This is a genomic window from Parerythrobacter jejuensis, from assembly GCF_039536765.1.
GTDB classification, from domain to species: domain Bacteria; phylum Pseudomonadota; class Alphaproteobacteria; order Sphingomonadales; family Sphingomonadaceae; genus Parerythrobacter; species Parerythrobacter jejuensis.
The window spans coordinates 572,452-594,799 of the sequence record NZ_BAAAZF010000001.1 but is presented as its reverse complement, the minus strand read 5'-3'; the positions used below and the strand labels follow the sequence as shown (position 1 = coordinate 594,799).

The window sequence follows — 22,348 nt, the reverse complement described above, 5'->3', positions numbered from 1 at the left end:
TTAAAACAGTCACGCACGAAGGCCGATCTTAAAAAAAGGGGCCCACCCGTTGCCGGGCAGGCCCTCTTCAATTCTTGGCGCTAGCGAAATCAGGCTGCGTCGGCTTCCTTGTCCTTGTCGCCATCGACAACTTCCAAAGTGGCCTGTTGCCCGTTCACCGCAATCTTTTTCGGCTTCATGGCGTCCGGCACTTCGCGTACCAGGTCGATAATCAGCAGGCCATCGGACAGGTCGGCGTTCTCGACCCGGACATAGTCTGCCAATTCGAAACGGCGCTCGAACCCGCGATTGGCGATGCCGACATGCAGCATTTCGCCATCGGTCGCTTCGTCGCGCTTCTTGCCGGTGACAGTCAGCAGGTTCTGCTGCGCAGTGATATCGAGGTCGCCCGGCCGGAAGCCGGCGATGGCAAGCGTGATGCGATAATCATCGTCGCCGCGCTTCTCGATATTGAAAGGGGGATAATTGTCGCTGCCGCCCTGTCGGACATTGCTTTCCAGCATATCGAAAAGCCGGTCAAAGCCGACGGTGCTGCGACGGTAGGGGGTGAAATCAAGACGTGACATATCAAATTCTCCAATGAGCAATTCGGTTGTGCGGAACCCGCTGATGCGGCATCCCGTTGGTTGAGTGACGCAGGCCCGATATGGCGCCTGATCACACAGGTAATTTAGTACGGCTTGGGCGGCGTTCAAGCCCTTTGCCAGCCGGCAAAAGCGAGGGAATGCAATGGCGGAACCACAAGTGGACATCTACACCAAGTTCGGATGCGGATTTTGCGTGCGGGCAAAGCGTTTGCTCGACGAAAAAGGCGTCGATTTCACCGAATACGATGTGACGCTGGGCGGCCTCAAGAAAGACCAGATGCTGGAACGGGCACCCCAGGCGCGCACAGTGCCGCAGATATTTATCGGCGATGTCCATGTCGGCGGTTCGGACGAGCTGGCGGCGCTTGAACGAGCCGGAAAACTCGATGCGTTGCTGGCCGGTTGATGACCCGTATTGCCGTCGCCCAGATGCAGTCGGGCATCGATCCTGCGGTTAATGCTGCCACGATCGAGCGTTTGATTGCCGAGGCTGCCGATGGCGGCGCGGCGATGTTGTTCACGCCGGAAATGTCGGGGCTGCTGGATCGTGACCGCAAGCGGGGGACAGCATCGATCCGTCCCGAGGCTGACGATGTCGTCCTCGAACGAACCCAGCAAGCGGCCAGGCACCATGGCATATGGGTCGGCCTTGGCTCGCTCGCAGTGGACGCAGGTGATGGCAAATCGGCCAATCGCTCCTTTGTGATCAACGCGCAGGGCGAGATCGCTGCGCGTTACGACAAGATGCATATGTTCGATGTCGATCTGTCGACCGGGGAAAGCTGGCGTGAATCCAACGCCTATGCGGCGGGCGATCAGGTGGTCACAGCCGAGACACCGTTGGGCCGGTTGGGGCTCACGGTGTGTTACGACTTGCGATTTCCCGCGCTGTTCGAGGCATTGGGCCGGGCGCAATGCGATGCGATCGCGATCCCCGCAGCATTTACCGTACCGACCGGGAAAGCCCATTGGCACGTTCTGCAACGCGCCCGCGCTATTGAGGCGAGTGCCTTCGTGGTCGCTGCCGCCCAGGTCGGGCACCACGAAGATGGCCGCACAACTTACGGCCACAGCCTGGTAGTTGACCCTTGGGGGGAGGTATTGCTCGATATGGAAGGCGAACAGCCCGGGCTGGGATTCGCCGATATGGATCTGGCGCGGATCGCGGAGGTTCGCTCCCAGGTGCCCAGCCTTGCCAATCGCCGCCCGATCTCTACATCCGGCGCGTCATGATCGTCTTCGACCTTTCCTGTTCGCAATCCCACCGGTTTGAGGGGTGGTTCGGCTCGACCAACGACTACGAAGGCCAGCGTGAGCGCGGCTTGCTGACCTGCCCGGAATGTGGGTGCGACCAAGTGGGCAAGGCCCCGATGGCGCCTGCGGTGCCAGCAAAATCCAATGCGAAGACGCCGGCTGCTCTGCCATCAGCTGCGGAAGAGACTGCGGTGGCAGACACTGATCCGGTTAGCGGAGGAGGGGAGGAAAGCCTGCCCCCGAAACTGGTCGAAGCGATGAAGGCCCTGGCCAAAGTCCAGGCCGAGACGATCAAGGACAGCACTTGGGTCGGCGAGGACTTCGCCAAACAGTCACGCGAAATGCACTACGGTGATCGCGACGAGAAACTGATCCACGGCAAAGCTACCTCTGATGAGGCCAAGGAGCTGCTGGAAGAGGGTATCACTGTTTCACCACTGCTGATCCCGGTTGCGCCGCCCGACGAACTCAACTGATTGCATCCGTCAGGCAGCGACACTATTGCCGCAGCCGGAGCGCCCGTAGCTCAGTCGGATAGAGCACCAGATTCCTAATCTGGGGGCCACAGGTTCGAATCCTGTCGGGCGCACCATGATAGAGCACTGGGAGAATACCGCATGACCGAGCACCCCTGGACCCGTCGCATCAGCGGCCTTGCATTCTGGCTGGCGCTTGCAGCCGTGCTTGTCGCCTTTGCAGGGATGACGCTGGCCCGGTTCGACATTGTCGGCAAGCTGCAAGGGTTCTCCATGTTCCTCTACATGGTACCGATCGCCGGGATCGCAGCGCTGATCGCGGTTGTCGCCTTGATCATGAACTGGCGGGCAGGTTGGCCTGCGGTGCGCAAGGCCGTGCTCGGGCTGATTATTGGTGCGGGCGCGTTCGGGGCTGCCACCGTCGCGATGAGTGCCGCCACCGAAGTTCCGGCCATCCACGACATCACAACCGATCTCGACACCCCGCCCGAATTCGCCGAGCTGTCGATACCGGCAGACAATATGCGCGGTGTCGACGGGGTGGAGGACTGGAAAGCCCAGCACCGCGAAGGATACCCTGATCTGGACGGCATCACTGTCGATCAGACAGTTGAGCAGGTCATCACCCGGGCCGCAGAAATCGCCGAAGACAAGGGCTGGGACGTGGCGGCAAGTGACGCAGCCACTGGCCGGTTCGAGGCCGTATCCTACGCCTCCTATATCAAGTTTGAAGATATCGTCGTGCTGCGCGCTGTCCCGACCGAAGATGGCAAGACGCGTGTCGACATGCGTTCTGTCAGTAGGGTCGGGGTCAGCGATCTGGGTGAGAATGCGAAGCGGATCGAGGGTTTCCTCGCTGCGCTTCAGGCGGGCTGATTACGCGCGCCCAGCCAGGACAACAGCACGATCAGGAGCGACATTGCTCCGCACAATATGGCGATGCCTGACCAGCCGATATAGGCATAGGCGACCGGTGCAGCCCAGCTGGCGATTCCTGCGCCGGTGAACATCATGATGATGTAGCCGGTCATCAGCCGCGTCCGGATGGCAGGGGCGAGGGTGAGAAACGTCATGCGTCCCGACACATCGATAGTGGGCCCCACGATGTTGGTGATGATCAGCGGGACAAGTAGCAACCACAGGCTGGATCCCGTTGGCCAGAACAGCAGGACACCGGCGGCTTGCAGGAGGCTGAGCAGCAAGCGAGCACGGTAGGGGCCGACCTTGTCCGCCCAGGCCCCCAACCGCGGCGTAGCGTAAATGCTGACAATGGCGACCGCAGCGAGATAGCCGACCGTATCGGTGCCATAGCCCATTTCAGGGCTGGTAAGATGGAATGCCAATCCCAGCCAGATCACCAGAAAAATACCGAAGTTAAGTGCTTGGATCGCACCTGACAGCGCGACGCGGGGGTACTGGAACAGGAGCGAAATGGTTGATCCGACCAGAGCGAAATAGCTTTGCGCCGGTTCGGGTGTCGCCCGCTTGGCTCGCCCTTCCATCAGGAACGGGATAGCGCAGGTGATGGCCCCCATCATGGCCGCCGCAATCCAGTATACGATCCGCCAATCAACCCATTCTGCCACTAGCCCGGCACCAACCCGCGCCACCAGGATCGCAACGATGATCCCCGCAGTCAGAAGCGCTGTCACCTTGCCCAGATTCTCCTGCGGCACACGTTTGGAGGCGTAAGCGGGCAGCAAGTAGGGCACGATGGTGACGAAACCGAGTAGGGTCGATGCCGCCACGAACAGCGCAAAGTTTTCCGCGAGTGCCATCACTACCAGCGTTAGCGTTTGGCAGGCTGCAAGGATGATCGAGAGCGTGCGGTTGCTGATCCGGTCACCAAGCGGCAGCAGAAGGAAAATGCCAAGCGCCAGCGCGATCTGGTTGAATGCCGGTACCAACCCGATCTGCGCAGGCGACACGTCGAAATGACGGCCGATATCCGCGATAATCGGGTGGATGTAATAGGCGTTGGCCACCGTGACGCCGGTGAGCATTGCCAACCCCAACTGGTCGGCACGGCTCAAACCGGCGGCTGGTTTCTGCATCGGGTCCTGATCTGCCACTGGTCGCGGCTATCAGCTTTCGCTCTGTCCCCCAAGCGGAACCGGCTCCTTGAAAGTATGGGTAACGTACGGGAACGGAATTTCGATCCCTGCATCATCCAGCGCACGCTTGATTGATCGGATCACGGCGTCGCGGCTTTCGTGCATATCGCGCGGTTTTGAACCGGCCCACCAGCGCACTTTGAAATCGACCGAGCTGGAATTGAACTCGCACGCAAACACGTCGATGCCCTTGTCGGTATTCACTGCGTCGACAGACTCGACCGCCTTACGGATAACTTCGGATGCCTGATCGAGATCTGTGTCATAGGAGACACCTGCGGTCACCTCGTGGCGGCGCTGGACTTCGTCGGTCAGGATCTCGACCGGGTTCTTGAACAGTATCGAATTGGGCACGAGCGTTACTTCGCCCGATAGCTTGCGAACATATGTTTCGCGCAAGGTGATATGCTCCACCTTGCCGGTAATCCCGTCGCACTCGATCACATCTCCTATCCGCATTTTCTCGCGCAGCATGATCAGCACGCCGGCGAGGAAATTCTCGAAGATATCCTGGAACGCAAAACCGATCGCCACCGCCCCGATTCCCAGACCGGCAATGATGCTGGACGGCGTAAAGCCCGGCATCACCACCACGAGAGCCAGCATCAGGCCAACCAGCCAGATGGCGAGGCGAACAAGTGTGTCGACCAGCGTTTTCAGGCTGGGCCGCATCTCTGTCTTGCCGGTCATGGAATCGGCGATGCGGACTGCAAATTTCGCTACCAACCAGGTGATCAGTAGTACGACCAGCCCGATGGCCAGATTGGGAAGGGCACGGATAATGCCCTCTGCCATTTCGACCAGCTGGTCTTGCAAGGTAGAGAATGTGTTTACGGTGCGGTCAAAACTCTCGCCCGCAGCAGTAACGGTATCGGATTGCATAATTTCCCCTTTGGCAACCCAACGTGCTGCAGGGCCGATGGGTTCCAAGGTTAGCTGTAGCCTGCCTAGTTAGTCGAGCCCGGGCCGGCGATGGATGATGCACCTTTCACAACGATGACCTGTCCGATTTCCAAAACCTGTTTGGTACGCCCGAACTGGATGGCAACGATGCCATCTTTCCGGCGCAGCGCGCGCTCGGCTTCGGCAGTCACTTCGTACCAATTCCAGCTTGTGCCGATTTCCAGCGTCTCTTCCCCAAAACCGGGAAAAGGCTCCGCATTTTGCTGGAAGCGTACGCGTAGAATGCCTTTGCCGCTATCGCTGCGGGCTGAAATGGTCCGGGCATAGAAGCCGATAGTGATCTGCTCTCCGCGCTTGATCTTGCGGATCAGGGGAATGCTGGTTCCTGCGGTGTAGATGAATTCTGTCGGCGCGTTCACGTTGAAGCGCCGCGCTGCACCGCCTCCGGGGATCGTTTCATCCACGATAACTTCTGAAGAGAAATCCCGCCCATAGCTTTCCCAATCGATCCGCGAGGGATCATTGACCAAATCACCTGGCAACGCCTCGTCCAGGGCCCTGAGGTTTGCCGGAAGGCTTTGTGCAGAAAGCTGGGTGGTTGGCACCAGAGTGCCAAATACAATCACGGCAAATGCCGCAAGAATTGCACGCTTGCTCGATGAAAAAGTCCAAACGGGCAGTCCCACTTCCACAATTCTCGATATAGTCCCCACTGTCCCCTCCTAGCCAGAACATGGGAACGTTAACATCATTGCGTCCTCAATCTCAAGTCTGGGAGGCAGAGTGGTGAGGAGTAGTCGATTGGGGCTAGTCGACGCCGTGTTCCTGGCGGGCAATCTCGTGCAGCCAGGCTGCATGCTGTGGAGCCTTCTTTGTTTCGCTCCATTCATCGAGCATCGGCATCGCGACGCGCTTCAACTCCGCATATTGGTCATCGGTGCCGATATCAGCCGCCAATTCAACGCGGTGTCCGTTCGGGTCGAAGAAGTAGATCGACTTGAAAATGCCATGATGGGTCGGGCCCAAGACGTCGATGCCGAGGCTCTCGACATGGTCTTTCGCGGCGAGCAATTCTTCTTCCGAACCGACCCGGAAAGCGAGGTGTTGCACCCATGCTGGCGTGTTCTCGTCGCGGCCCATTTCCTTTTGGTTGGGCAGTTCGAAGAAGGCCAGGATGTTGTTGTTCCCGGCATCCAGGAACACGTGCATGTAGGGGTCATACTCACCGGTTGAGGGCACATGGTCTTCTGAAAAGGCAGAGGTGTATTCCATCCCCATCACCTTCTCGTACCATTCAACCGTCTCTTTGGCGTCCTTGCAGCGATAGGCTGCGTGGTGGACTCCGCCGAGCTTGATCGGGTGCGCGCTCATTCGGCCGGTTCCTCGACTTTCAGCGCGCCGCGATTGATCTGGTCACGCTCCATGCTTTCGAACAGCGCTTTGAAATTCCCTTCACCGAAGCCTTCATCACCCTTGCGCTGGATGAATTCGAAGAAGACGGGGCCAACTTGCGCTTCGGCAAAGATCTGCAACAGCAAGCGCGGTTGGCCGCCCTCGGTCGTGCCATCAAGCAGGATGCCGCGCATCTGCAGTTCCTTGGCGTTTTCACCATGGCCGGGCAGGCGCTCGTCCAGCATCTCGTAATACGTCTGGGGCGGGGCGGTCATGAAAGGCACGCCCAGTTTCTTCAGGCGATCCCAGCAGGCGACAAGATCATCACAGATCAACGCAATGTGCTGGATCCCTTCGCCGTTGAATTCGCGCAGGAACTCTTCGATCTGGCCTTTGCCGCCTTCACCCTCTTCATTGAGAGGGATGCGGATTTTGCCATCAGGTGCCGTCAGCGCCTTGGACGTCAGGCCAGTATACTCGCCCTTGATGTCGAAGAAGCGGATTTCGCGGAAGTTGAAAAGCGACTCATAATAGTCGGCCCAGTATTTCATCCGTCCGGTGTAAACGTTGTGGGTGAGGTGATCGATCAGCTGGAATCCGGCCCCTTCGGGATGCTGCTCGACGCCCGGCAGGTATTCAAAATCGATATCGTAGACCGACAAGCCTTCACCGCTTTCATCGGCATAGCGATCGACCAAATAGAGGATCGCCCCGCCGATACCGCGGATCGCGGGGATACGCAGTTCCATCGGGCCAGGCTCATTCGCAACCGGCTCTGCGCCGTTGGCCATGAGATGGTCCCATGCCTTCTGCGCATCGCGGACACGGAAGGCCATGCCGCAGGCGCTGGGGCCGTGTTCGCGGGCGAAGTACCAGGCCGCGCTACGCGGCTCGTAATTGGCGATCAGATTGATGCCGCCCTGGCGCCACAAATGGACATCCTTGGAACGGTGCGTGGCAACATGGGTGAAGCCCATCGCTTCAAACACAGGTTCGAGTTGGCCCTTTTCCGGGGCACAGAATTCCACGAACTCGAAACCGTCGAGGCCGGCGGGGTTTTCAAAGAGGTCAGCCATGTCACATTCCTGTCAAACTAGTTTCAGCAGAAACTATATCGGATTTGCCGTCTTTGGGTCAAGCGACTGATTGCGAATTTGGTTTCCATCCGTTTCACCCGACGCATCTGTCGACTGATCTCGTGGATCAGCAACTACTTCTGGCGAATCGCAGCGATGTCATGCACGGTTCGACTCATGCCAGAATCGTTTCGTCTCAAAAGGTGGAAGACAGCTTGATGCTGCGAATCAGCTATGATTCTGTCGTCTACATGACGAAAGAGGGGCACAAGATCACACTGCCGAGAGAGCAGCTGACCCATGGCATGGCGCTGGTTGCGTTGCTGCTGATGGCGGGGCTGGCCCTGTTCGGCCCGAGCGGACTTCTGGCGTGGAGCGAGAACGAGCAATTGCTCGAACAGCGACAGGCCCAGATTGCGATGCTGACCGAAGAGCGCAACGAGCTACGCAACGGTGTCGAGGCGCTGCATCCTGATCGTGCGGACCCTGACATGGTGGGTGAATTGCTGCGCAAGAACCTCAATGTAGTCCACCCGGACGAGGTCGTTCTGCCCATCGCCCCCGAAGGCTGAGCGCTCCAAAATCCATTCTGCATAGGTATTTCCGTAGCGTCTGCGCTTCGCAGGCGTTGCGCGTCCCCTGTGCTTGCCTCTATAGGCGGCGCCGGTCTCCACCTCCCCAGGAAGGCCGCACAACCGGAGGATTGCACTCTTGGCCAAAGCCAGCACGCGAAAGACACCTGCGAAGAAGAAAGCTCCAGCCAAGAAGGCTGTTGAGGTGCAGGACGAGGATTTCATCCTGCACAGCTTGCAGGAAGCCTATGACAAGCAGCGCAGCTACAAGGCGAGCGAAAAGGAGATGCTCGACTTTTACGAGCAGATGCTCCTCATCCGGCGGTTCGAAGAACGTGCTGGCCAGCTGTATGGTCTCGGCCTGATTGGCGGCTTCTGCCATCTCTATATCGGGCAGGAAGCGGTGGCGATTGGCCTGCAGTCTGCGCTGGACGGCGACAAGGACAGCGTGATTACCGGCTATCGCGATCATGGCCACATGCTCGCCTACGGTATCGATCCCAAGGTAATCATGGCGGAACTGACCGGGCGCGAGGCTGGCATTTCCAAGGGGAAGGGCGGCTCGATGCACATGTTCAGCACCGAGCATAAGTTTTACGGTGGCCACGGCATCGTCGGCGCGCAGGTCGCGCTGGGCGGCGGGCTCGCCTTCGCCCACAAATACAACGAAGATGGCGGCATCTGTCTCGCCTATTTCGGTGATGGCGCGGCCAACCAGGGCCAGGTCTACGAGACGTTCAACATGGCGGCCCTTTGGAACCTACCGATCGTTTTCGTGGTGGAAGACAATCAATATGCCATGGGCACTGCCTCGAAGCGGTCGAGCGCGGAAACGCGTTTTCATCGGCGTGGCACCGGCTTCCGCATTCCGGGTATGGAAGTAAACGGGATGGACGTGCTCGAGGTGCGCCAGGCCGCCGAAGTTGCCTTCAAACATGTGCGTGAAGGCAACGGACCGGTACTGATGGAATGCAACACCTATCGCTACCGCGGGCACTCGATGTCGGATCCGGCCAAGTACCGGACCCGTGAGGAAGTGCAGGACCAGCGCGATCATCATGACCCGATCGAAGGTCTCAAGAAGATTTTGGTCGAGAACGGCCAGAAGGAAGAGGATCTGAAGGCGATCGACAAGCGTATCCGTGCGCAGGTCGCCGAGTCCGCCGATTTCGCCGAGAATTCGCCAGAGCCTGCACCGGCTGAACTCTACACCGATGTGCTGGTGGGGGAGTATTGAACGATGGCGATTGAACTCAAAATGCCGGCGCTTAGCCCCACGATGGAAGAGGGCACGCTTGCCAAATGGCTCAAGCAGGAAGGCGACGAGATCGTTTCCGGCGACATCATTGCCGAGATCGAAACCGACAAGGCGACGATGGAATTCGAAGCGGTTGACGAAGGCACGCTGGGCAAAATCCTGGTCGCCGAAGGCAGCGAGAACGTGGCGGTTGGCACCGTGATCGCAATGCTGGCGGCAGATGGAGAGGATGTGTCCGATGCAACGCCTGCTGCCGTCGAGGATGTGCCAGGTGAGGGCAAGGACGTCGGCAAGGATGAGCCAGGCGGCGTAAGCGCGCCCGACAAGCCGGCGCGTGAGCCGCAGCGGGACCCGGAAATCCCCGCCGGGACCAATATGGCCACCGTCTCCGTCCGCGAGGCCTTGCGCGATGCGATGGCCGAAGAAATGCGCCGTGACGAACGTGTGTTCGTAATGGGCGAGGAAGTTGCGGAATATCAGGGCGCTTACAAAGTGACCCAGGGTCTGCTCGACGAATTCGGGCCGAAACGTGTGATCGATACGCCGATTACCGAATACGGTTTCGCCGGGATCGGTACGGGCGCGGCGATGGGTGGCTTGCGACCAATCGTGGAATTCATGACCTTTAACTTCGCGATGCAGGCGATCGACCACATCGTGAACTCGGCGGCGAAGACCAATTACATGTCTGGCGGCCAGATGCGCTGTCCGGTCGTATTCCGTGGGCCCAACGGCGCGGCTAGCCGCGTCGGCGCGCAGCACAGCCAGAACTATGGCCCGTGGTATGCCAGCGTCCCCGGTCTGATCGTCATTGCCCCTTATTATTCAGCTGACGCCAAGGGCCTTATGAAGGCGGCAATCCGCTGTGAGGACCCGGTTGTGTTCCTCGAGAACGAGCTTGTCTATGGTCGCAGCTTCGAACTGCCGGAACTGGACGATCACGTCCTGCCCATCGGCAAGGCCCGTGTAATGCGCGAAGGCGCAGACATTACTATCGTCAGCTATTCCATCGCGGTTGGCTGGTCGCTGGAGGCGGCCGAAAAGCTGGCGGAAGAGGGCATTGATGCCGAAGTTATCGACCTGCGCACGCTGCGTCCGCTCGACAAGGATGCCGTCCTGACCAGCCTGGCCAAGACAAACCGCGTGATCGTGGTTGAGGAAGGTTGGCCGACCTGTTCCATCGCATCGGAGATCACCACGATCTGCATGGAAGAAGGCTTCGACGATCTTGACGCACCGGTGCTGCGGGTGACGAACGAGGACGTGCCGCTGCCCTATGCGGCCAATCTGGAGAAACTGGCAATCGTCGATGTGGACCGGATTGTCGCTGCGGCGAAGAAGGTTTGCTACGTGGACTAGGTCCGTCGGTGCGCTATTGCGCACCTAGGGATTGAAGACGCTGCAGTCAGATTTTGTCGGTGAGCCAAAGTCGGTTCGGGTGTAGAGCTCGGTCCGGTCTCGCTCGTGCCTGACGGTGTAGCTGGCAATGGCTGAAATCTCGTTCGTGGCGAGAAATTCGTCTGTGAAGACAGGTTGATAGGTATACGAAATCTCGACGAAAATGGTCGCATCGTCATCGTTCGAAACGACTTTCGCCCCCATCGGTCCCATGCCGCCATCCAGCTTGCCGTTTTCCAGCCCGTAGCTCGACACGTGGTTCTTGCTGCCGCGGCAGCGTTGCCAGGCCACGAAGTAATCTCCGTCAGTCGCTGACGTGACCGGGCACCCGCTCTTCAGGCAGTGCACATCGGTGTCGAAGACTTCGACGCTGCTGACGATAATCCGGCCATGGTTGAAGACGTCCAAGTCTTGCCCGGTCTGCAAAAAGGCGCCCGCCAGCACATCGTTGATATCGTTTTCGTACAGCTTGCGGTTGGTCAGGACGGTGGACTCCCCGACCCGGGCCATATTGTCTGCAACGTGCAATGCCGTCTGGCTCACCTTCATCTGCACAATCGCATAATTGGCCGTTTCCATTCCCCACAGCCCGGCCATCAGGACCAGCGGCGTGGAGAGAGCCAGCTCTGTCATGGCAACACCGCTTGTGTCGCTCAGCAGGTTTCGCAGTCTGCGGATCACGGGCAATTCCCCGCACTGCTTGTCCCAGACTGCAAGGCCCAGGGCTGGTTCCGCAATACGGTCTGAACGTCGTGCTTGTAATGATTGGGAACGCCGATGAAGCTGGCGATTGGCACGACGCGCGGATAATCGATGCTTACGGTGTAGACGACAGCATCGCGCGCACCGCCCAGGCCGACGACACCCCGGTCATCATCCCAGAATCCGTTGCCATTGGCATCTTCGAACGGTTCGCCATCATTGCACACGCTATCGCCGTTCAGATCGTCATAGCTTTCCGCGCTGCCGACTTCGGTGAAGGTGGTGTACGCAACCCGCTTGTGCGTGAATGTCGCATGCGGGGCGACCCGTTGCACTGCTGCCTCGACAGCCGCGTTCTGCGTGGACGCATTTGCGCCTTCCAAAGCTGAAGCACGCGCGGCCTGCTGCACGGCGCCAGTCAACAAGCTGCTGGAATACATGTTGTAGGTGATGTCGAACACGCCGAGCATCATCACAATGATCGCCGGAGAGATCATTCCGAATTCGACAATGGTCGCGCCGCTGCGATCCTGCCGGAGTGTCGAGACAAGCCGCCGGATCATCGTGAAATCCGCAAATCGCCGGTCGATTTGGCGATGGTGTTGAAGGCATCGTTGAGCTGGGTCGAGTTGGCCGCTTCGAAATAGCGCCCTTCGCCGGCGCAATCCTTCATCTTCTGGTTCACGCTTGTGCCGAAGGCGACCACCCACACAGTGGTGCTGTTCTTCTTCACCTCGTTACAGGCGAACAGGAAACGCTGTTCGATCGTTTCGGTCAGCGACATGCTGGAGCTGGTAGACCAGCGCCGCTCGTCGATCGGATCGACACCATAGGCACCATAGGCGATGTCATACGGTTCGGTCTGGCCGTCAGTCAGGAAGATCAAATGGCGCGACAGCGAGCGCGAAGCGCTGACGGGCTGGTTCTCAGCCGCGAACAGCCCCTTCTGCGACATCAGGCGGCCACCCCAGATCATCCCGATATCGTGATAGGTCGCGCCATAGGGGGTCAGGGTGGCGAGGTAGGTGTCCAGTTCCGCATCGGTAATCGGCGCCATCTTGCGTGCCTGGGGCGGGCAGGCCGACATCCACCAGTTTCCGGTCGCGATAAATTCCTGGTCGCTTTTCAGCACCGGAGCGGTGGAGAAGCTTCCGACGCCCTCTCCAGTCATGGAGCGGACATAGATGGCATCAGGATAGCGCGGCCGCCACTGGGTGTCCGTGTTGCCGGCGGTCGGCACCGTGTTGATGTCGAGATCCATATTGGTGGCGAGGTCGACGCTGGAAAAATCGGTCAGGACAGTGGATTTGCGTTCTTCGATGCATCCTGCGGTTTCTGCCCGCCAGTTGGTGACATCGCGGGAGATTGGCAGATAATTCCAGGCCGTATTGAACGAAGGAACCTCGTTCACTTCTTCGAAGGTCTGGACATAATCGGTATTCTCGCGCCGTTCTACGATGCACTCTTCATCATCCAGATAGACCCGATAGGCCGTTCCGTTTTCGAGCGAGCGCTTGGGCTGGATTTTCAGGACAGCCTTGATCGGCTCTGTTTGGACTTCGGTTCGCTCTTTGCCATCGTCAGACGAGGACCAGGAATAGGTCGAGGCGGGCAAGGCCTGGTCGCAGGAGTATTCTTCTTCGTCACCAGATCCGGGAACCTCTGTCGCCTCATACCGTGAGTCTACAATCCAGTCGGTGCGCGATCCGGAGACATAGGCCCAATTGCGGGTGTAGGTGCGGCCTTTGGCGACGGTGGTTTTTCCGGCATCCTCACGCGATTGGTAGGCCCAATTGTCGACCACCCATTCGTCTTTCAGCAGGTGTCCGACATTGACGTTGGTCGAATAGGGCACAAAGCCGTAGCGGATGCGTGTGCCGGGCGCCGCGTTACCTGCCATTTGCCCGTGGAAATTCTTGATCACCTGTTTCAGCGAGTCGATCCGCGGCAGCGTGTCACCCGTGTTTGTTATCCGCATCGAACCGGTCACATCGAGCACCATCATCACATCAACATCGGAGAAGCTGAGCCGCGCCTGGCATTCGACCTGCACCGGGATGGTCTGGAAGCCGAAAACCGTCATCACCGAGGTAGGGACATTGACCGTGGCAGTCCCGGAAACCGAATAGTCGCTTTCCAGCACCATGTTGAAGGTCCGGTTTTCCGTTCCGTAGGCACCATTCTGGAAGTTGACGTTGAAAAATTGCTGCCCGCGCTTGCCGGCGTCGACAGGAATATCGGTAAGGGTGGAAATCTTGGTGCCCAAGGCCTTGCGCGCGGCAAGCGTACCGGCGTCACAGGCCTGTTGCAGGCGGCTTTCCGCCAGATAGGCGCGGCTCATATCGACGCCGCTGCCCGCCATCGCCAACAGCGGCAGCAAGGCCGCTGCAATCAGCGCGAGCGTGTTGCCCGAACTGTCTTTGGCCAGCCTGGTCAAAAAGCCCCGCATGGCGCGGGAAGAGGGGTAATGGCGCATTTCCACGCCATCGCCTTACGAGCCGCCCGTAAGCGTATCGCGAAGGGAAGTGGTTAATGCTTTGCAACCAGAGAGGCGCAATGCGGGCAATCGCGGGCCGGAATACCCTTAAGATATTGCGGGTTTGACGGCGGCGCTTGACTTGTCGCACCCACTCATCCGACAGGCAACGCCGTGACCGATCTCGATCCCACCGAATTGCCGCCTGCGATGCAATTGGCGCTGGCCTACGCGCCGCGAACAGCGCGTAATGTGCATCTGGCGTTGTTCGCACTCGACACCCGGCTGGCGCAGGTTGTGGGGCGCGGTAGCGAACCGATTGTCGCCCAGCTCAAACTGGCCTGGTGGCGCGACAGGTTTGCAGAGGATCGGTGCCAATGGCCCGTAGGCGAGCCCTTGCTGGCCAGCCTCGCCACCTGGGATGCCGATGTGTCGCACTTGGGCAGAACGGTCGACGGATGGGAAGGGCTCCTTTCCGAAGATCCGCTTGCAGCGCCGGTTGTGACCGAATTTGTCGAAGGGCGTGCCCAAGTATGGGCTTTGGCAAGCGAGGCCATAGGGGCAGGGACCGAGTCCTCGAAAGTCCAGCAGGCTGCGCGGCAATGGGCCGTCGCGGACCTGGCTGGCAATTTGCATGACGCAAGCGAGAAAGCCGAAGCGATCCGGTCAATACGAGACCTGTCGCTCGATCCTGTCGTGATGCCCCGCGCCCTTCGCCCGATGGCGGTTCTGGCTGCGATGGGCCGGCGATCGCTGAAACGGGAACGACCGATGATGGATGGCGGCCGGGCTTTGTTCAATGCAATGCGGGTTGGCATTCTCGGACGATAGGATAGTCTGCCCTCGTCGCAGAGAAGGGGAGCGCTATGGACCGCCTGGTACTGGGTGCTGTTGGAGCATTGTTATTGGCCGGAGTGGGCCTGTTCTGGTGGCAGGGCAGGGCACAGGTGGAGGAAGGCGCGCCACCTCCGATAGCCGAGCCGACCGAAGCGCAGCCGGCCGAGCCGGAACTCCCTGTGGCCGATGTCGCCGATGCAGAGGGACCGGAACCGCCCGAAGCGACCGAGCTGAGCCGCGAGCAGCGCCGTTTCTTCCGCTATGATCGGAACCGCGATCTCACCATCACCCGCAACGAGATGCTCTCCAGCCGGACCGATGCCTTCCGTAAGCTCGACAAGGACGGCAACAATCTGCTGACATTCGAGGAATGGGCAGTGCGCACTGTCGAGCGATTTGACGGAGCCGATGCCAATGGCGACCGAGAATTGAGTCCGGACGAATTTGCCACCACCGCGCCCAAGCGCCGGCCGCGGCGCAACAATTGCCGCTGCTGATCGCTGCCTAGGCGGGGACCGCTTCCAGCTGCGCCAGCCACGCGCCCATGTCTTCCTTGCCGCGCGAGGTATAGGCTTCCTTCCGCTGCTTCTTCTTGACCTCGTGCAGGGGCGGGAACAGGCCAAAATTGATATTCATCGGCTGATAAGTGTCGGCCTCTGCATCGCCGGTAATGTGGGATAGCAACGCGCCAAGGGCGGTGGTGCGCGGTGGCCCCTGCCATGTTTCGCCAGCCAGCTCGGCCGCAGCCATCATCCCCGCAACCAGCCCCACAGCGGAACTTTCTACATAGCCCTCGCATCCGGTAACCTGCCCTGCAAAACGGATATGCTCCGCGCCCTTAAGCCGGAGCTGGCGATCCAGCACCATTGGCGAATTGAGGAAGGTGTTGCGATGCAACCCGCCCAAGCGCGCGAATTCGGCGTTTTCCAATCCCGGGATGGTCCGGAATAGCTCCACTTGCGCACCATATTTCAGCTTCGTCTGGAAGCCGACCATATTCCACAAGGTGCCCAGCTTGTTGTCCTGCCGCAGCTGCACCACGGCGTAAGGCCAGCGACCTTGCGGGAATTCGGGCGAGGTATCGCGGGGATTGTCGAGGCCAACCGGCTTCATCGGGCCATAGCGGAGCGTGTCGATACCGCGACTTGCCATGACCTCGATCGGCATGCAGCCGTCGAAATAGGGTGTGTCCTTTTCCCATTCGCGGAACTCGGTCTTCTCACCGTCCATCAGGCCCTGATGAAAGGCGAGATACTGCTCCTGCGTCATCGGGCAGTTGATATAGTCGCCTTCCTCGTTGGAGGCTTCGGTCCGTTTGTTCCAGCGCGACTGGATCCAGCATATGTCCATATCGATGCTGTCGCGGTGCACGATGGGCGCGATCGCATCGAAGAACGCCAAGCGTTCCTGGCCCGTGGCCGTAACAATACTCTCGGCCAGAGATTGAGCGGTGAGGGGGCCAGTGGAAACGATGGTCAATCCATCGGTAGGCAGAGTGTCGATACGTTCACGCACGACCTCCACATTGGGATGTTCTTCGAGCGTTCGCTGGACTTCGGCGGAGAAGACATCGCGATCCACGGCCATCGCCGAACCGGCAGGAACACGGGCCGTCTCGCCAGCCCGCATGACGAGCGAATCCAGTCGACGCATTTCGTGGTGGAGCAGGCCGACAGCGTTCTTGTCGTCATCGTCGGAGCGGAAAGAATTGGAGCATACCAATTCCGCCAGCCCGTCGGTCTGGTGGGCCGGGGTCATCTCGCCGCTGCCGCGCATTTCCGACAGGCGGACCTTGATTCCGCGCTTCGCGAGCTGCCAGGCAGCCTCGCTCCCGGCGAGACCGCCGCCGATGATATGGACCTGATGTGTCATGGCCCCGCAACTAGGTGCTGCGCACGGCCAGCGCAATGATGGACCGAGGGCCTAGCGACCGACCACAGGCTTCAGATGTTGCTTCAATTCCGGCAGGACCCGGTCCAGCCGACGTGCGAGTTCCGGCAGGCGACGGACAGGCACAGCCGGGAACAGGTGATGCTCCAGATGAAAAAACATGTTGTAGCTGACAGCATTGACCAGCCGGTTCCGTTGTGACCGCGCAACCAGAGCACTGTCTTGGCAGCCGCGATGGGTGATCCACACCGCGAACAGGGCGGTAAAGCATTGCGCCACCAGCATCGTGCCGAAGTGCCACGCGATCGCGTCCACGCTCCACACTATCGCGACCGCCGGCAAGACCATGTTGAGAAGCAAGTCGATGCCCACCTTGCGACGCCACACCGGGCCGCCTTCTCGCAATGCAGCCAGGTGGCACTCGATTGGGAAGAGCGGCCCATAAGCGAGGACCCGGATCAGGCTCATTTTGCCGGCCTTGCCCTCCAGATCGCGCTCGGTGTTGATATGGGCGTGATGGCGCATGTGATTAAAAGCGACGCTATGATTGCTGCCGAGCATCATGAGGCTCAAACCATGCAAGACCATCCTGTGGCCTTGCGGGCTGAAGCCGAGATTGTGATGAATCGCTTCATGGTTCAGCCGCAGCGCGGTGAGGAAGAACATGAATTCGCACAACAGACCCAGTGGCCACAAGTCGAGGGCGAAGAAGGCCAACGAGGCAGACAGCCAGGGAAGCGGGTGCAGGCACTCCACCAACCCGTCGCGTGGGCGCATAGAGGCCAGGTCGCGCCAGCGGAGCTGTCTGGCAGCCTGACGCAGGCGGGCGGGATCAAGCACTTGGGCCATGGGCAATCCCCTGTATTTGTGCTTTCTTAATAGCATCGGGCGAGAGGAATGTGTGTGCATTTCGCAGCATGAATGATGCAAGCGCTGCAACGATGTAAGAATTTTCGGGGGAACTATGCCAAAACGTGCACTGATCGAACATCGCCCTTGGCTGATGGCGGCGATCATCGCTGCAGGGGCATATTACTTCCTCAGCGACAATCCCATCGGGGGCATCTGGTTGATGATGCTCAAGGGTACCGGCGTTGCCCTGCTGGCGGTCTATGCCTTGCGCCGGGCCGGAGGGAAGGACGGGAACTTGCTGGCCCTGGCTCTTGGTCTGTCCGCGTGTGGTGACATGCTGATCGAGATCGAATTTCTGTATGGCGGAACGGCTTTCTTCCTTTCTCACGTCGCAGCGATTGCCCTCTATCTGCGCAATCCCCGCGGCACGCCGACCGGAAGCCAGAAGGCAGCGGGTGTGGCACTGCTACTCCTCACGCCGGTGGTCAGCTGGCTGCTGTCGGGCGATTTGCAGGTCGGTCTCTATGCCCTTGCTCTTGGAGGTATGGCAGCGGCAGCGTGGCTGAGCCGCTTCCCGCGTTACCGGGTCGGTGTCGGCGCGGTATTGTTCGTGATTTCCGACTTGCTGATTTTCAGCCGCATGGGGCCTCTGGATATGCAGGCGATCCCCGATCTGCTGGTCTGGCCGATCTATTTCCTCGGCCAGTTCCTGATCGCGACCGGGGTTGTGCAGACTTTGCGTGCGGAGCGGCTGGCTACGGCCTGGCAGCGATAGTGGTGCGGTGCAGTTCGCGGCGATACCCTTCGTAACCACCCGTGGCGCGATGCAGCACGCTGCGATTATCCCACAACACCAGCATACCGGGCTCCCATTGGTGGCGGTAGACGAAGCGATCGTCTGATTGCCATGCATAGAGCTCGCGCAACAACGAGACTGCCTTGTCTTGCTCCATACCCTCGATCCCGATGATATAGCCGAGTGCGGAGAAGATGGCCTCTTCACCCGTCTCGGGATGGCGTTGGATGAGGGGATGAGTGCAGGTTTCCATGGCCTTGTCGCTGGGCCGGATTGCCATGCTGCGCCCTTCGTCGTCCTCGCCATAAGCGCCATCGAGAGCATAGGCCCCGCGCGCACTGTGGATCGCGGTCAGCTGCCGAAGCTCGTCCTTGCGAGTATCGGGGAGGGCGGCGAATGCGGCGATCTGGTTTGCGAACAGAGTGTCGCCGCCCTGAGGCGGAATCTCGATTGAAAGCAGACACGTGCCCGCAGGCGGTGCCTCCAGAAAGCTCCAGTCGCTATGCCAGTTCTCCGCAAACAGGGGACTGGTTTCGTCAGGCTCGCGCAGGATCGCCGCGATGTTTTGGCGCCCCGGGATAGGGTCGAAGAACGGATCTTCACCAAAGCCGCCCATGGCCAGTGTAAACCGTTCTAACGCATCATCATCCATCGCCTGACCGGGGAAAGCCAGCACGCGATGTTCTAGCCACGCGGCCCGGATTTCGCGAACCGCGCTGGCATCGAGCGGAGCGGACAAATCGATGCCCGTCGCCATGGCACCGCAGGCTTGGCCACTCGGCTCGACTGTCAGCATTTAGTCCTCCGGCGTTTCGCCCTCGTTGCTATCCCGGTCCATCGTGGTCTGCGGCGTGGTGTCATCCGCATCGCGGCCGATCATTTCTTCGACGATCGCTTCTTCGGCCTCGTTCTCCGGCTCTTCCTGCTCGTCAATACGTACGGCACTGACGATGGTTTCGCCCTTGGCCACATCGAACAAGCGGACACCGGCAGAACCGCGGCCAATCACACGCATACTGTCGAGACCGATGCGGATCAGCTTGGCCTGGTCTGTTACAAGCATCAATTGGTCGGCCTTCGTCGCGGTGAAGCTCGCCACGACAGGACCGTTGCGCTTGATATTGTCGATATTGGTAATGCCCATGCCGCCACGGCCCGCGCGGCGATATTCATAGGCGGACGACATCTTGCCATAGCCATTGGCACATACGGTCAGAATAAACTGCTCTTCCTCAGCCATCGCAGCGTGTTCCTCGGAAAGCGCAGGTGCACCTTCGTCTGCTTTCCACGGCGCAGCTTTCAAATAGGCATCGCGTTCGTCGGGAGTGGCGGAACCGCCCGTAAGGATCGAGAGCGACACAACCTCGTCGCCTTTCTCCTTGAATTTCATGCCGCGCACACCGGTAGAGGTGCGAGAGGTGAATTCGCGCACATCCTCGCCTGCAAAGCGGATTGCCTTGCCCATGCGGGTGGCAAGCAACACGTCGTCCGTCGCTTCCAGCAGCGCGACGCCAATCAGGCGATCTTCGCTGCCTTCTTCGAACTTCATCGCAAACTTCCCGTTGGACGGGATGTTGGTGAAGGCATCCATGCTGTTGCGGCGTACATTGCCCTTTGCCGTCGAGAATACGACGCTCAGCGCTCCCCAACTGTCTTCGTCTTCGGGCAACGGCAGCACCGCGGCAATCGTCTCACCTTCGTCAAGCGAAGGCAGCATGTTGATGATCGGCCGCCCTCGTGTCGTGGGCCCGCCTTCGGGCAGTTTCCAGACCTTTAGGCGGTAGACCTTGCCATGGGTGGAGAAGAACAGCACCGGATTGTGAGTGCTGGTGACGAACATCTCGCTCACCGCATCGGCATCCTTGGTCGCCATGCCGGCACGGCCCTTGCCGCCGCGATGCTGGGCACGGAACGTCGAAAGCGGGGTGCGCTTGATGTAGCCGTCGAGAGTGACCGTCACGACCATTTCGTCGCGCTCGATCAGATCCTCGTCGTCGAGACCATCCCAGGCCGGAGCGATCTCGGACACGCGCGGAGTGGCGTATTGCTCGCGGATGTCCAGCAACTCATCGCGCAAAATAGCGTAAAGCTTCACGCGGTCCGCCAAGATGGAAAGGTATTCGGCAATAGCCTCGGACAGCTCTTTGAGCTCGTCACCGATCTCGTCCCGCCCGAGCGCAGTCAAACGGTGCAGGCGCAGATCCAGGATCGCCTTCACTTGCCGTTCGGACAGGCGATAGGTCCCGCCTTCCTGCTCGGCATCAGGCTCGATGGCTTCGACAAGGCGGATATATTGCGCGATATCGCCAATCGGCCATTCCTTGGTGCGCAATTTCTCGCGGGCGATCTGTGGATTGGACGATCCACGGATCATCGCCACCACTTCGTCCAGATTGGACACGGCAACGACCAGGCCGAGCAAGATATGCGCGCGTTCGCGGGCCTTGTTCAGCTCGAACTTGGTGCGGCGGGTAATGACCTCTTCACGGAAGGTGATGAAAGACTGGATGATATCACGAAGCGCGAGCGTTTCCGGGCGACCGCCACGAATGGCAAGCATATTGGCCGGGAAGCTCGACTGGGCCGGGGTGTAGCGCCAGATCTGGTTGAGCACGACATCGGCAGAGGCATCGCGTTTGAGGTCGACAACGACCCGCACGCCTTCGCGCGATGATTCATCACGAATGTCCGAAATACCCTCGATCCGCTTGTCCTTGGCGGCCTCGGCAATTTTCTCGACCAGCCCTGATTTGCCGACCTGGAAGGGAATGCTGGTGAGCACGATCGACTCGCGGTCACCTTTCTTCGTCTCTACTTCATGCCGGGCGCGCATCAGGATCGAGCCGCGGCCTGTGGTATAGGCTGCACGGGCGCCCGATTGGCCAAGGATGAGCGGCGCGGTGGGGAAATCCGGGCCGGGGATGAATTCGATCAGCTCTTCGCTGGTGATCGCAGGGTTGTCGATAAAGGCCAGGCAACCATCGATGACCTCGCCCAGATTGTGCGGCGGCACATTGGTCGCCATGCCGACGGCAATCCCGCCAGCGCCATTGACCAGCAGATTGGGAAACCGCGCCGGCAGGACAGTCGGCTCCTTGAGAGAGCCGTCATAGTTGTCGGCAAAGTCGACCGTATCCTTGTCGAGATCGTCGAGCAGGGCATTGGCGACTTTGTTCAGGCGCGCTTCGGTGTAACGCATCGATGCCGGTGGATCCGGATCCATCGAGCCGAAATTGCCCTGGCCATCGATCAAGGGGACGCGGAGCGACCAATCCTGCGTCATCCGGGCCAGCGCATCATAAATCGCGCTGTCACCATGCGGGTGGTAATTGCCCATCACGTCGCCGACGATCTTGGCGCTCTTGCGATAGGGCCGGCCTGCGACAAAGCCGCCTTCCTGGCTGGCGTAAAGTATCCGGCGATGCACCGGTTTCAGGCCATCACGAACATCGGGAAGAGCGCGGCTGACGATCACGCTCATCGCGTAATCGAGATAGCTCGTCTTCATTTCGTCCACGATGTCGATACGTTCGTATTCGTCCATCGGAACAGGTGGGGTCAGGGTGTCTGTATCGTCGCTCAAAGGATTCTCGTTCCGCTGTTAAGCTGCGGGAGGAAATTACAGTCTGGAGACTAGGGGAATGAGGGCATTCTAGCCACTCGAACACCGCCCAGATGGGTGTTTGTTGCGCTGTTTTCCACATTTCCCTATCTTGCAGGTGATCGCTGGCTTCATGGAGGCTGAAAAACCTATTCAATCGCCGT

23 protein-coding genes and 1 tRNA gene are annotated in these 22,348 nt (G+C 59.6%); 11 read left to right on the top strand and 13 right to left on the bottom strand.

Going from position 1 to position 22,348, the window contains the following annotated elements:
• Positions 1-89: 89 nt before the first annotated feature.
• Positions 90-566, bottom strand: a complete 477-nt coding sequence (locus tag ABD653_RS02865) for an Hsp20 family protein (RefSeq protein ID WP_160779765.1) — start codon at positions 564-566, stop codon at positions 90-92.
• Positions 567-729: 163 nt separating this feature from the next.
• Here ABD653_RS02865 and grxC point away from each other — a divergent pair, with 163 nt between their 5' ends.
• The 5 genes from grxC to ABD653_RS02840 all read left to right on the top strand — a co-directional run bounded on the left by grxC (position 730) and on the right by ABD653_RS02840 (position 3,193).
• Positions 730-993, top strand: coding sequence for a glutaredoxin 3 (gene grxC / locus ABD653_RS02860; RefSeq protein ID WP_160779764.1), 264 nt, complete (start codon positions 730-732; stop codon positions 991-993).
• Positions 993-1,820 carry a carbon-nitrogen hydrolase family protein gene (locus ABD653_RS02855; RefSeq protein ID WP_160779763.1) on the top strand — a complete coding sequence of 276 codons (828 nt, stop codon included), beginning with the start codon at positions 993-995 and terminating at the stop codon, positions 1,818-1,820. The genes grxC and ABD653_RS02855 overlap by 1 nt, the downstream gene beginning before the upstream one ends.
• Positions 1,817-2,317 carry a DUF1178 family protein gene (locus ABD653_RS02850; protein ID WP_160779762.1) on the top strand — a complete coding sequence of 167 codons (501 nt, stop codon included), beginning with the start codon at positions 1,817-1,819 and terminating at the stop codon, positions 2,315-2,317. Before ABD653_RS02855 ends, ABD653_RS02850 begins: the two co-directional genes overlap by 4 nt.
• Positions 2,318-2,356: 39 nt before the next feature.
• Positions 2,357-2,433: transfer RNA gene (locus ABD653_RS02845), tRNA-Arg, on the top strand.
• Positions 2,434-2,458: 25 nt separating this feature from the next.
• Positions 2,459-3,193 (top strand): DUF1499 domain-containing protein, encoded by a 735-nt coding sequence (locus tag ABD653_RS02840; RefSeq protein ID WP_160779761.1) that lies wholly within the window; start codon positions 2,459-2,461, stop codon positions 3,191-3,193.
• Here ABD653_RS02840 and ABD653_RS02835 read toward each other — a convergent pair.
• The 5 genes from ABD653_RS02835 to hppD all read right to left on the bottom strand — a co-directional run bounded on the left by ABD653_RS02835 (position 3,181) and on the right by hppD (position 7,802).
• The gene (locus ABD653_RS02835; protein ID WP_344705263.1) at positions 3,181-4,389 is read right to left on the bottom strand and encodes an MFS transporter; all 1,209 of its coding nucleotides are present in this window, start codon (positions 4,387-4,389) and stop codon (positions 3,181-3,183) included. The two genes, ABD653_RS02840 and ABD653_RS02835, sit on opposite strands and share 13 nt — an antisense overlap.
• Positions 4,390-4,401: 12 nt before the next feature.
• Positions 4,402-5,313, bottom strand: a complete 912-nt coding sequence (locus ABD653_RS02830) for a mechanosensitive ion channel family protein (RefSeq protein ID WP_160779759.1) — start codon at positions 5,311-5,313, stop codon at positions 4,402-4,404.
• Between the two features lie 65 nt (positions 5,314-5,378).
• On the bottom strand, positions 5,379-5,939 hold the full coding sequence (locus ABD653_RS02825; RefSeq protein ID WP_344705262.1) for a hypothetical protein: 561 nt from the start codon (positions 5,937-5,939) through the stop codon (positions 5,379-5,381).
• Positions 5,940-6,141: 202 nt separating this feature from the next.
• Positions 6,142-6,705 carry a VOC family protein gene (locus tag ABD653_RS02820; protein WP_160779757.1) on the bottom strand — a complete coding sequence of 188 codons (564 nt, stop codon included), beginning with the start codon at positions 6,703-6,705 and terminating at the stop codon, positions 6,142-6,144.
• Entirely contained in the window at positions 6,702-7,802 is a 1,101-nt protein-coding gene (gene hppD / locus ABD653_RS02815) for a 4-hydroxyphenylpyruvate dioxygenase (protein ID WP_160779756.1), read from the bottom strand. Before hppD ends, ABD653_RS02820 begins: the two co-directional genes overlap by 4 nt.
• A gap of 161 nt (positions 7,803-7,963) precedes the next feature.
• On the opposite strand from hppD, the gene ABD653_RS02810 reads away from it, so the two are divergent.
• The 3 genes from ABD653_RS02810 to ABD653_RS02800 all read left to right on the top strand — a co-directional run bounded on the left by ABD653_RS02810 (position 7,964) and on the right by ABD653_RS02800 (position 10,991).
• Positions 7,964-8,374 (top strand): FtsB family cell division protein, encoded by a 411-nt coding sequence (locus ABD653_RS02810; RefSeq protein WP_344705261.1) that lies wholly within the window; start codon positions 7,964-7,966, stop codon positions 8,372-8,374.
• A gap of 139 nt (positions 8,375-8,513) precedes the next feature.
• A complete protein-coding gene (gene pdhA / locus ABD653_RS02805) occupies positions 8,514-9,611 on the top strand; it encodes a pyruvate dehydrogenase (acetyl-transferring) E1 component subunit alpha (protein ID WP_199801135.1) in 1,098 nt (365 codons plus the stop codon).
• A 3-nt stretch (positions 9,612-9,614) separates the two neighbouring features.
• Positions 9,615-10,991, top strand: a complete 1,377-nt coding sequence (locus tag ABD653_RS02800) for a pyruvate dehydrogenase complex E1 component subunit beta (protein WP_160779755.1) — start codon at positions 9,615-9,617, stop codon at positions 10,989-10,991.
• A 24-nt stretch (positions 10,992-11,015) separates the two neighbouring features.
• On the opposite strand, the gene ABD653_RS02795 is transcribed toward ABD653_RS02800, so the two are convergent.
• The 3 genes from ABD653_RS02795 to ABD653_RS02785 are packed head-to-tail and all read right to left on the bottom strand — an operon-like array spanning position 11,016 to position 14,181.
• Positions 11,016-11,711, bottom strand: a complete 696-nt coding sequence (locus ABD653_RS02795; RefSeq protein ID WP_160779754.1) for a TadE/TadG family type IV pilus assembly protein — start codon at positions 11,709-11,711, stop codon at positions 11,016-11,018.
• Positions 11,708-12,295, bottom strand: coding sequence for a TadE/TadG family type IV pilus assembly protein (locus ABD653_RS02790; protein ID WP_160779753.1), 588 nt, complete (start codon positions 12,293-12,295; stop codon positions 11,708-11,710). The genes ABD653_RS02795 and ABD653_RS02790 overlap by 4 nt, the downstream gene beginning before the upstream one ends.
• Entirely contained in the window at positions 12,292-14,181 is a 1,890-nt protein-coding gene (locus ABD653_RS02785) for a pilus assembly protein TadG-related protein (protein ID WP_344705260.1), read from the bottom strand. Before ABD653_RS02785 ends, ABD653_RS02790 begins: the two co-directional genes overlap by 4 nt.
• A 201-nt stretch (positions 14,182-14,382) precedes the next feature.
• Here ABD653_RS02785 and ABD653_RS02780 point away from each other — a divergent pair, with 201 nt between their 5' ends.
• Both ABD653_RS02780 and ABD653_RS02775 read left to right on the top strand, forming a co-directional pair.
• On the top strand, positions 14,383-15,039 hold the full coding sequence (locus tag ABD653_RS02780; RefSeq protein WP_325065403.1) for a hypothetical protein: 657 nt from the start codon (positions 14,383-14,385) through the stop codon (positions 15,037-15,039).
• Between the two features lie 35 nt (positions 15,040-15,074).
• A complete protein-coding gene (locus ABD653_RS02775) occupies positions 15,075-15,542 on the top strand; it encodes an EF-hand domain-containing protein (RefSeq protein WP_160779751.1) in 468 nt (155 codons plus the stop codon).
• A gap of 7 nt (positions 15,543-15,549) precedes the next feature.
• On the opposite strand, the gene trmFO is transcribed toward ABD653_RS02775, so the two are convergent.
• A complete protein-coding gene (gene trmFO, locus ABD653_RS02770) occupies positions 15,550-16,917 on the bottom strand; it encodes a methylenetetrahydrofolate--tRNA-(uracil(54)-C(5))-methyltransferase (FADH(2)-oxidizing) TrmFO (RefSeq protein ID WP_160779750.1) in 1,368 nt (455 codons plus the stop codon).
• Between the two features lie 51 nt (positions 16,918-16,968).
• A complete protein-coding gene (locus tag ABD653_RS02765) occupies positions 16,969-17,784 on the bottom strand; it encodes a fatty acid desaturase family protein (RefSeq protein WP_160779749.1) in 816 nt (271 codons plus the stop codon).
• A gap of 115 nt (positions 17,785-17,899) precedes the next feature.
• Between ABD653_RS02765 and ABD653_RS02760 the strand changes: the two genes are divergently transcribed.
• Complete coding sequence (locus tag ABD653_RS02760; protein WP_160779748.1) at positions 17,900-18,562, top strand: lysoplasmalogenase family protein; 663 nt, start codon at positions 17,900-17,902, stop codon at positions 18,560-18,562.
• Here the strand turns inward: ABD653_RS02760 and ABD653_RS02755 are convergent.
• Together ABD653_RS02755 and gyrA are read right to left on the bottom strand one after the other, a co-directional pair.
• Positions 18,543-19,379 carry a TauD/TfdA dioxygenase family protein gene (locus ABD653_RS02755; protein WP_160779747.1) on the bottom strand — a complete coding sequence of 279 codons (837 nt, stop codon included), beginning with the start codon at positions 19,377-19,379 and terminating at the stop codon, positions 18,543-18,545. The two genes, ABD653_RS02760 and ABD653_RS02755, sit on opposite strands and share 20 nt — an antisense overlap.
• Complete coding sequence (gene gyrA, locus ABD653_RS02750) at positions 19,380-22,166, bottom strand: DNA gyrase subunit A (RefSeq protein ID WP_160779746.1); 2,787 nt, start codon at positions 22,164-22,166, stop codon at positions 19,380-19,382.
• Positions 22,167-22,348 lie beyond the last annotated feature (182 nt).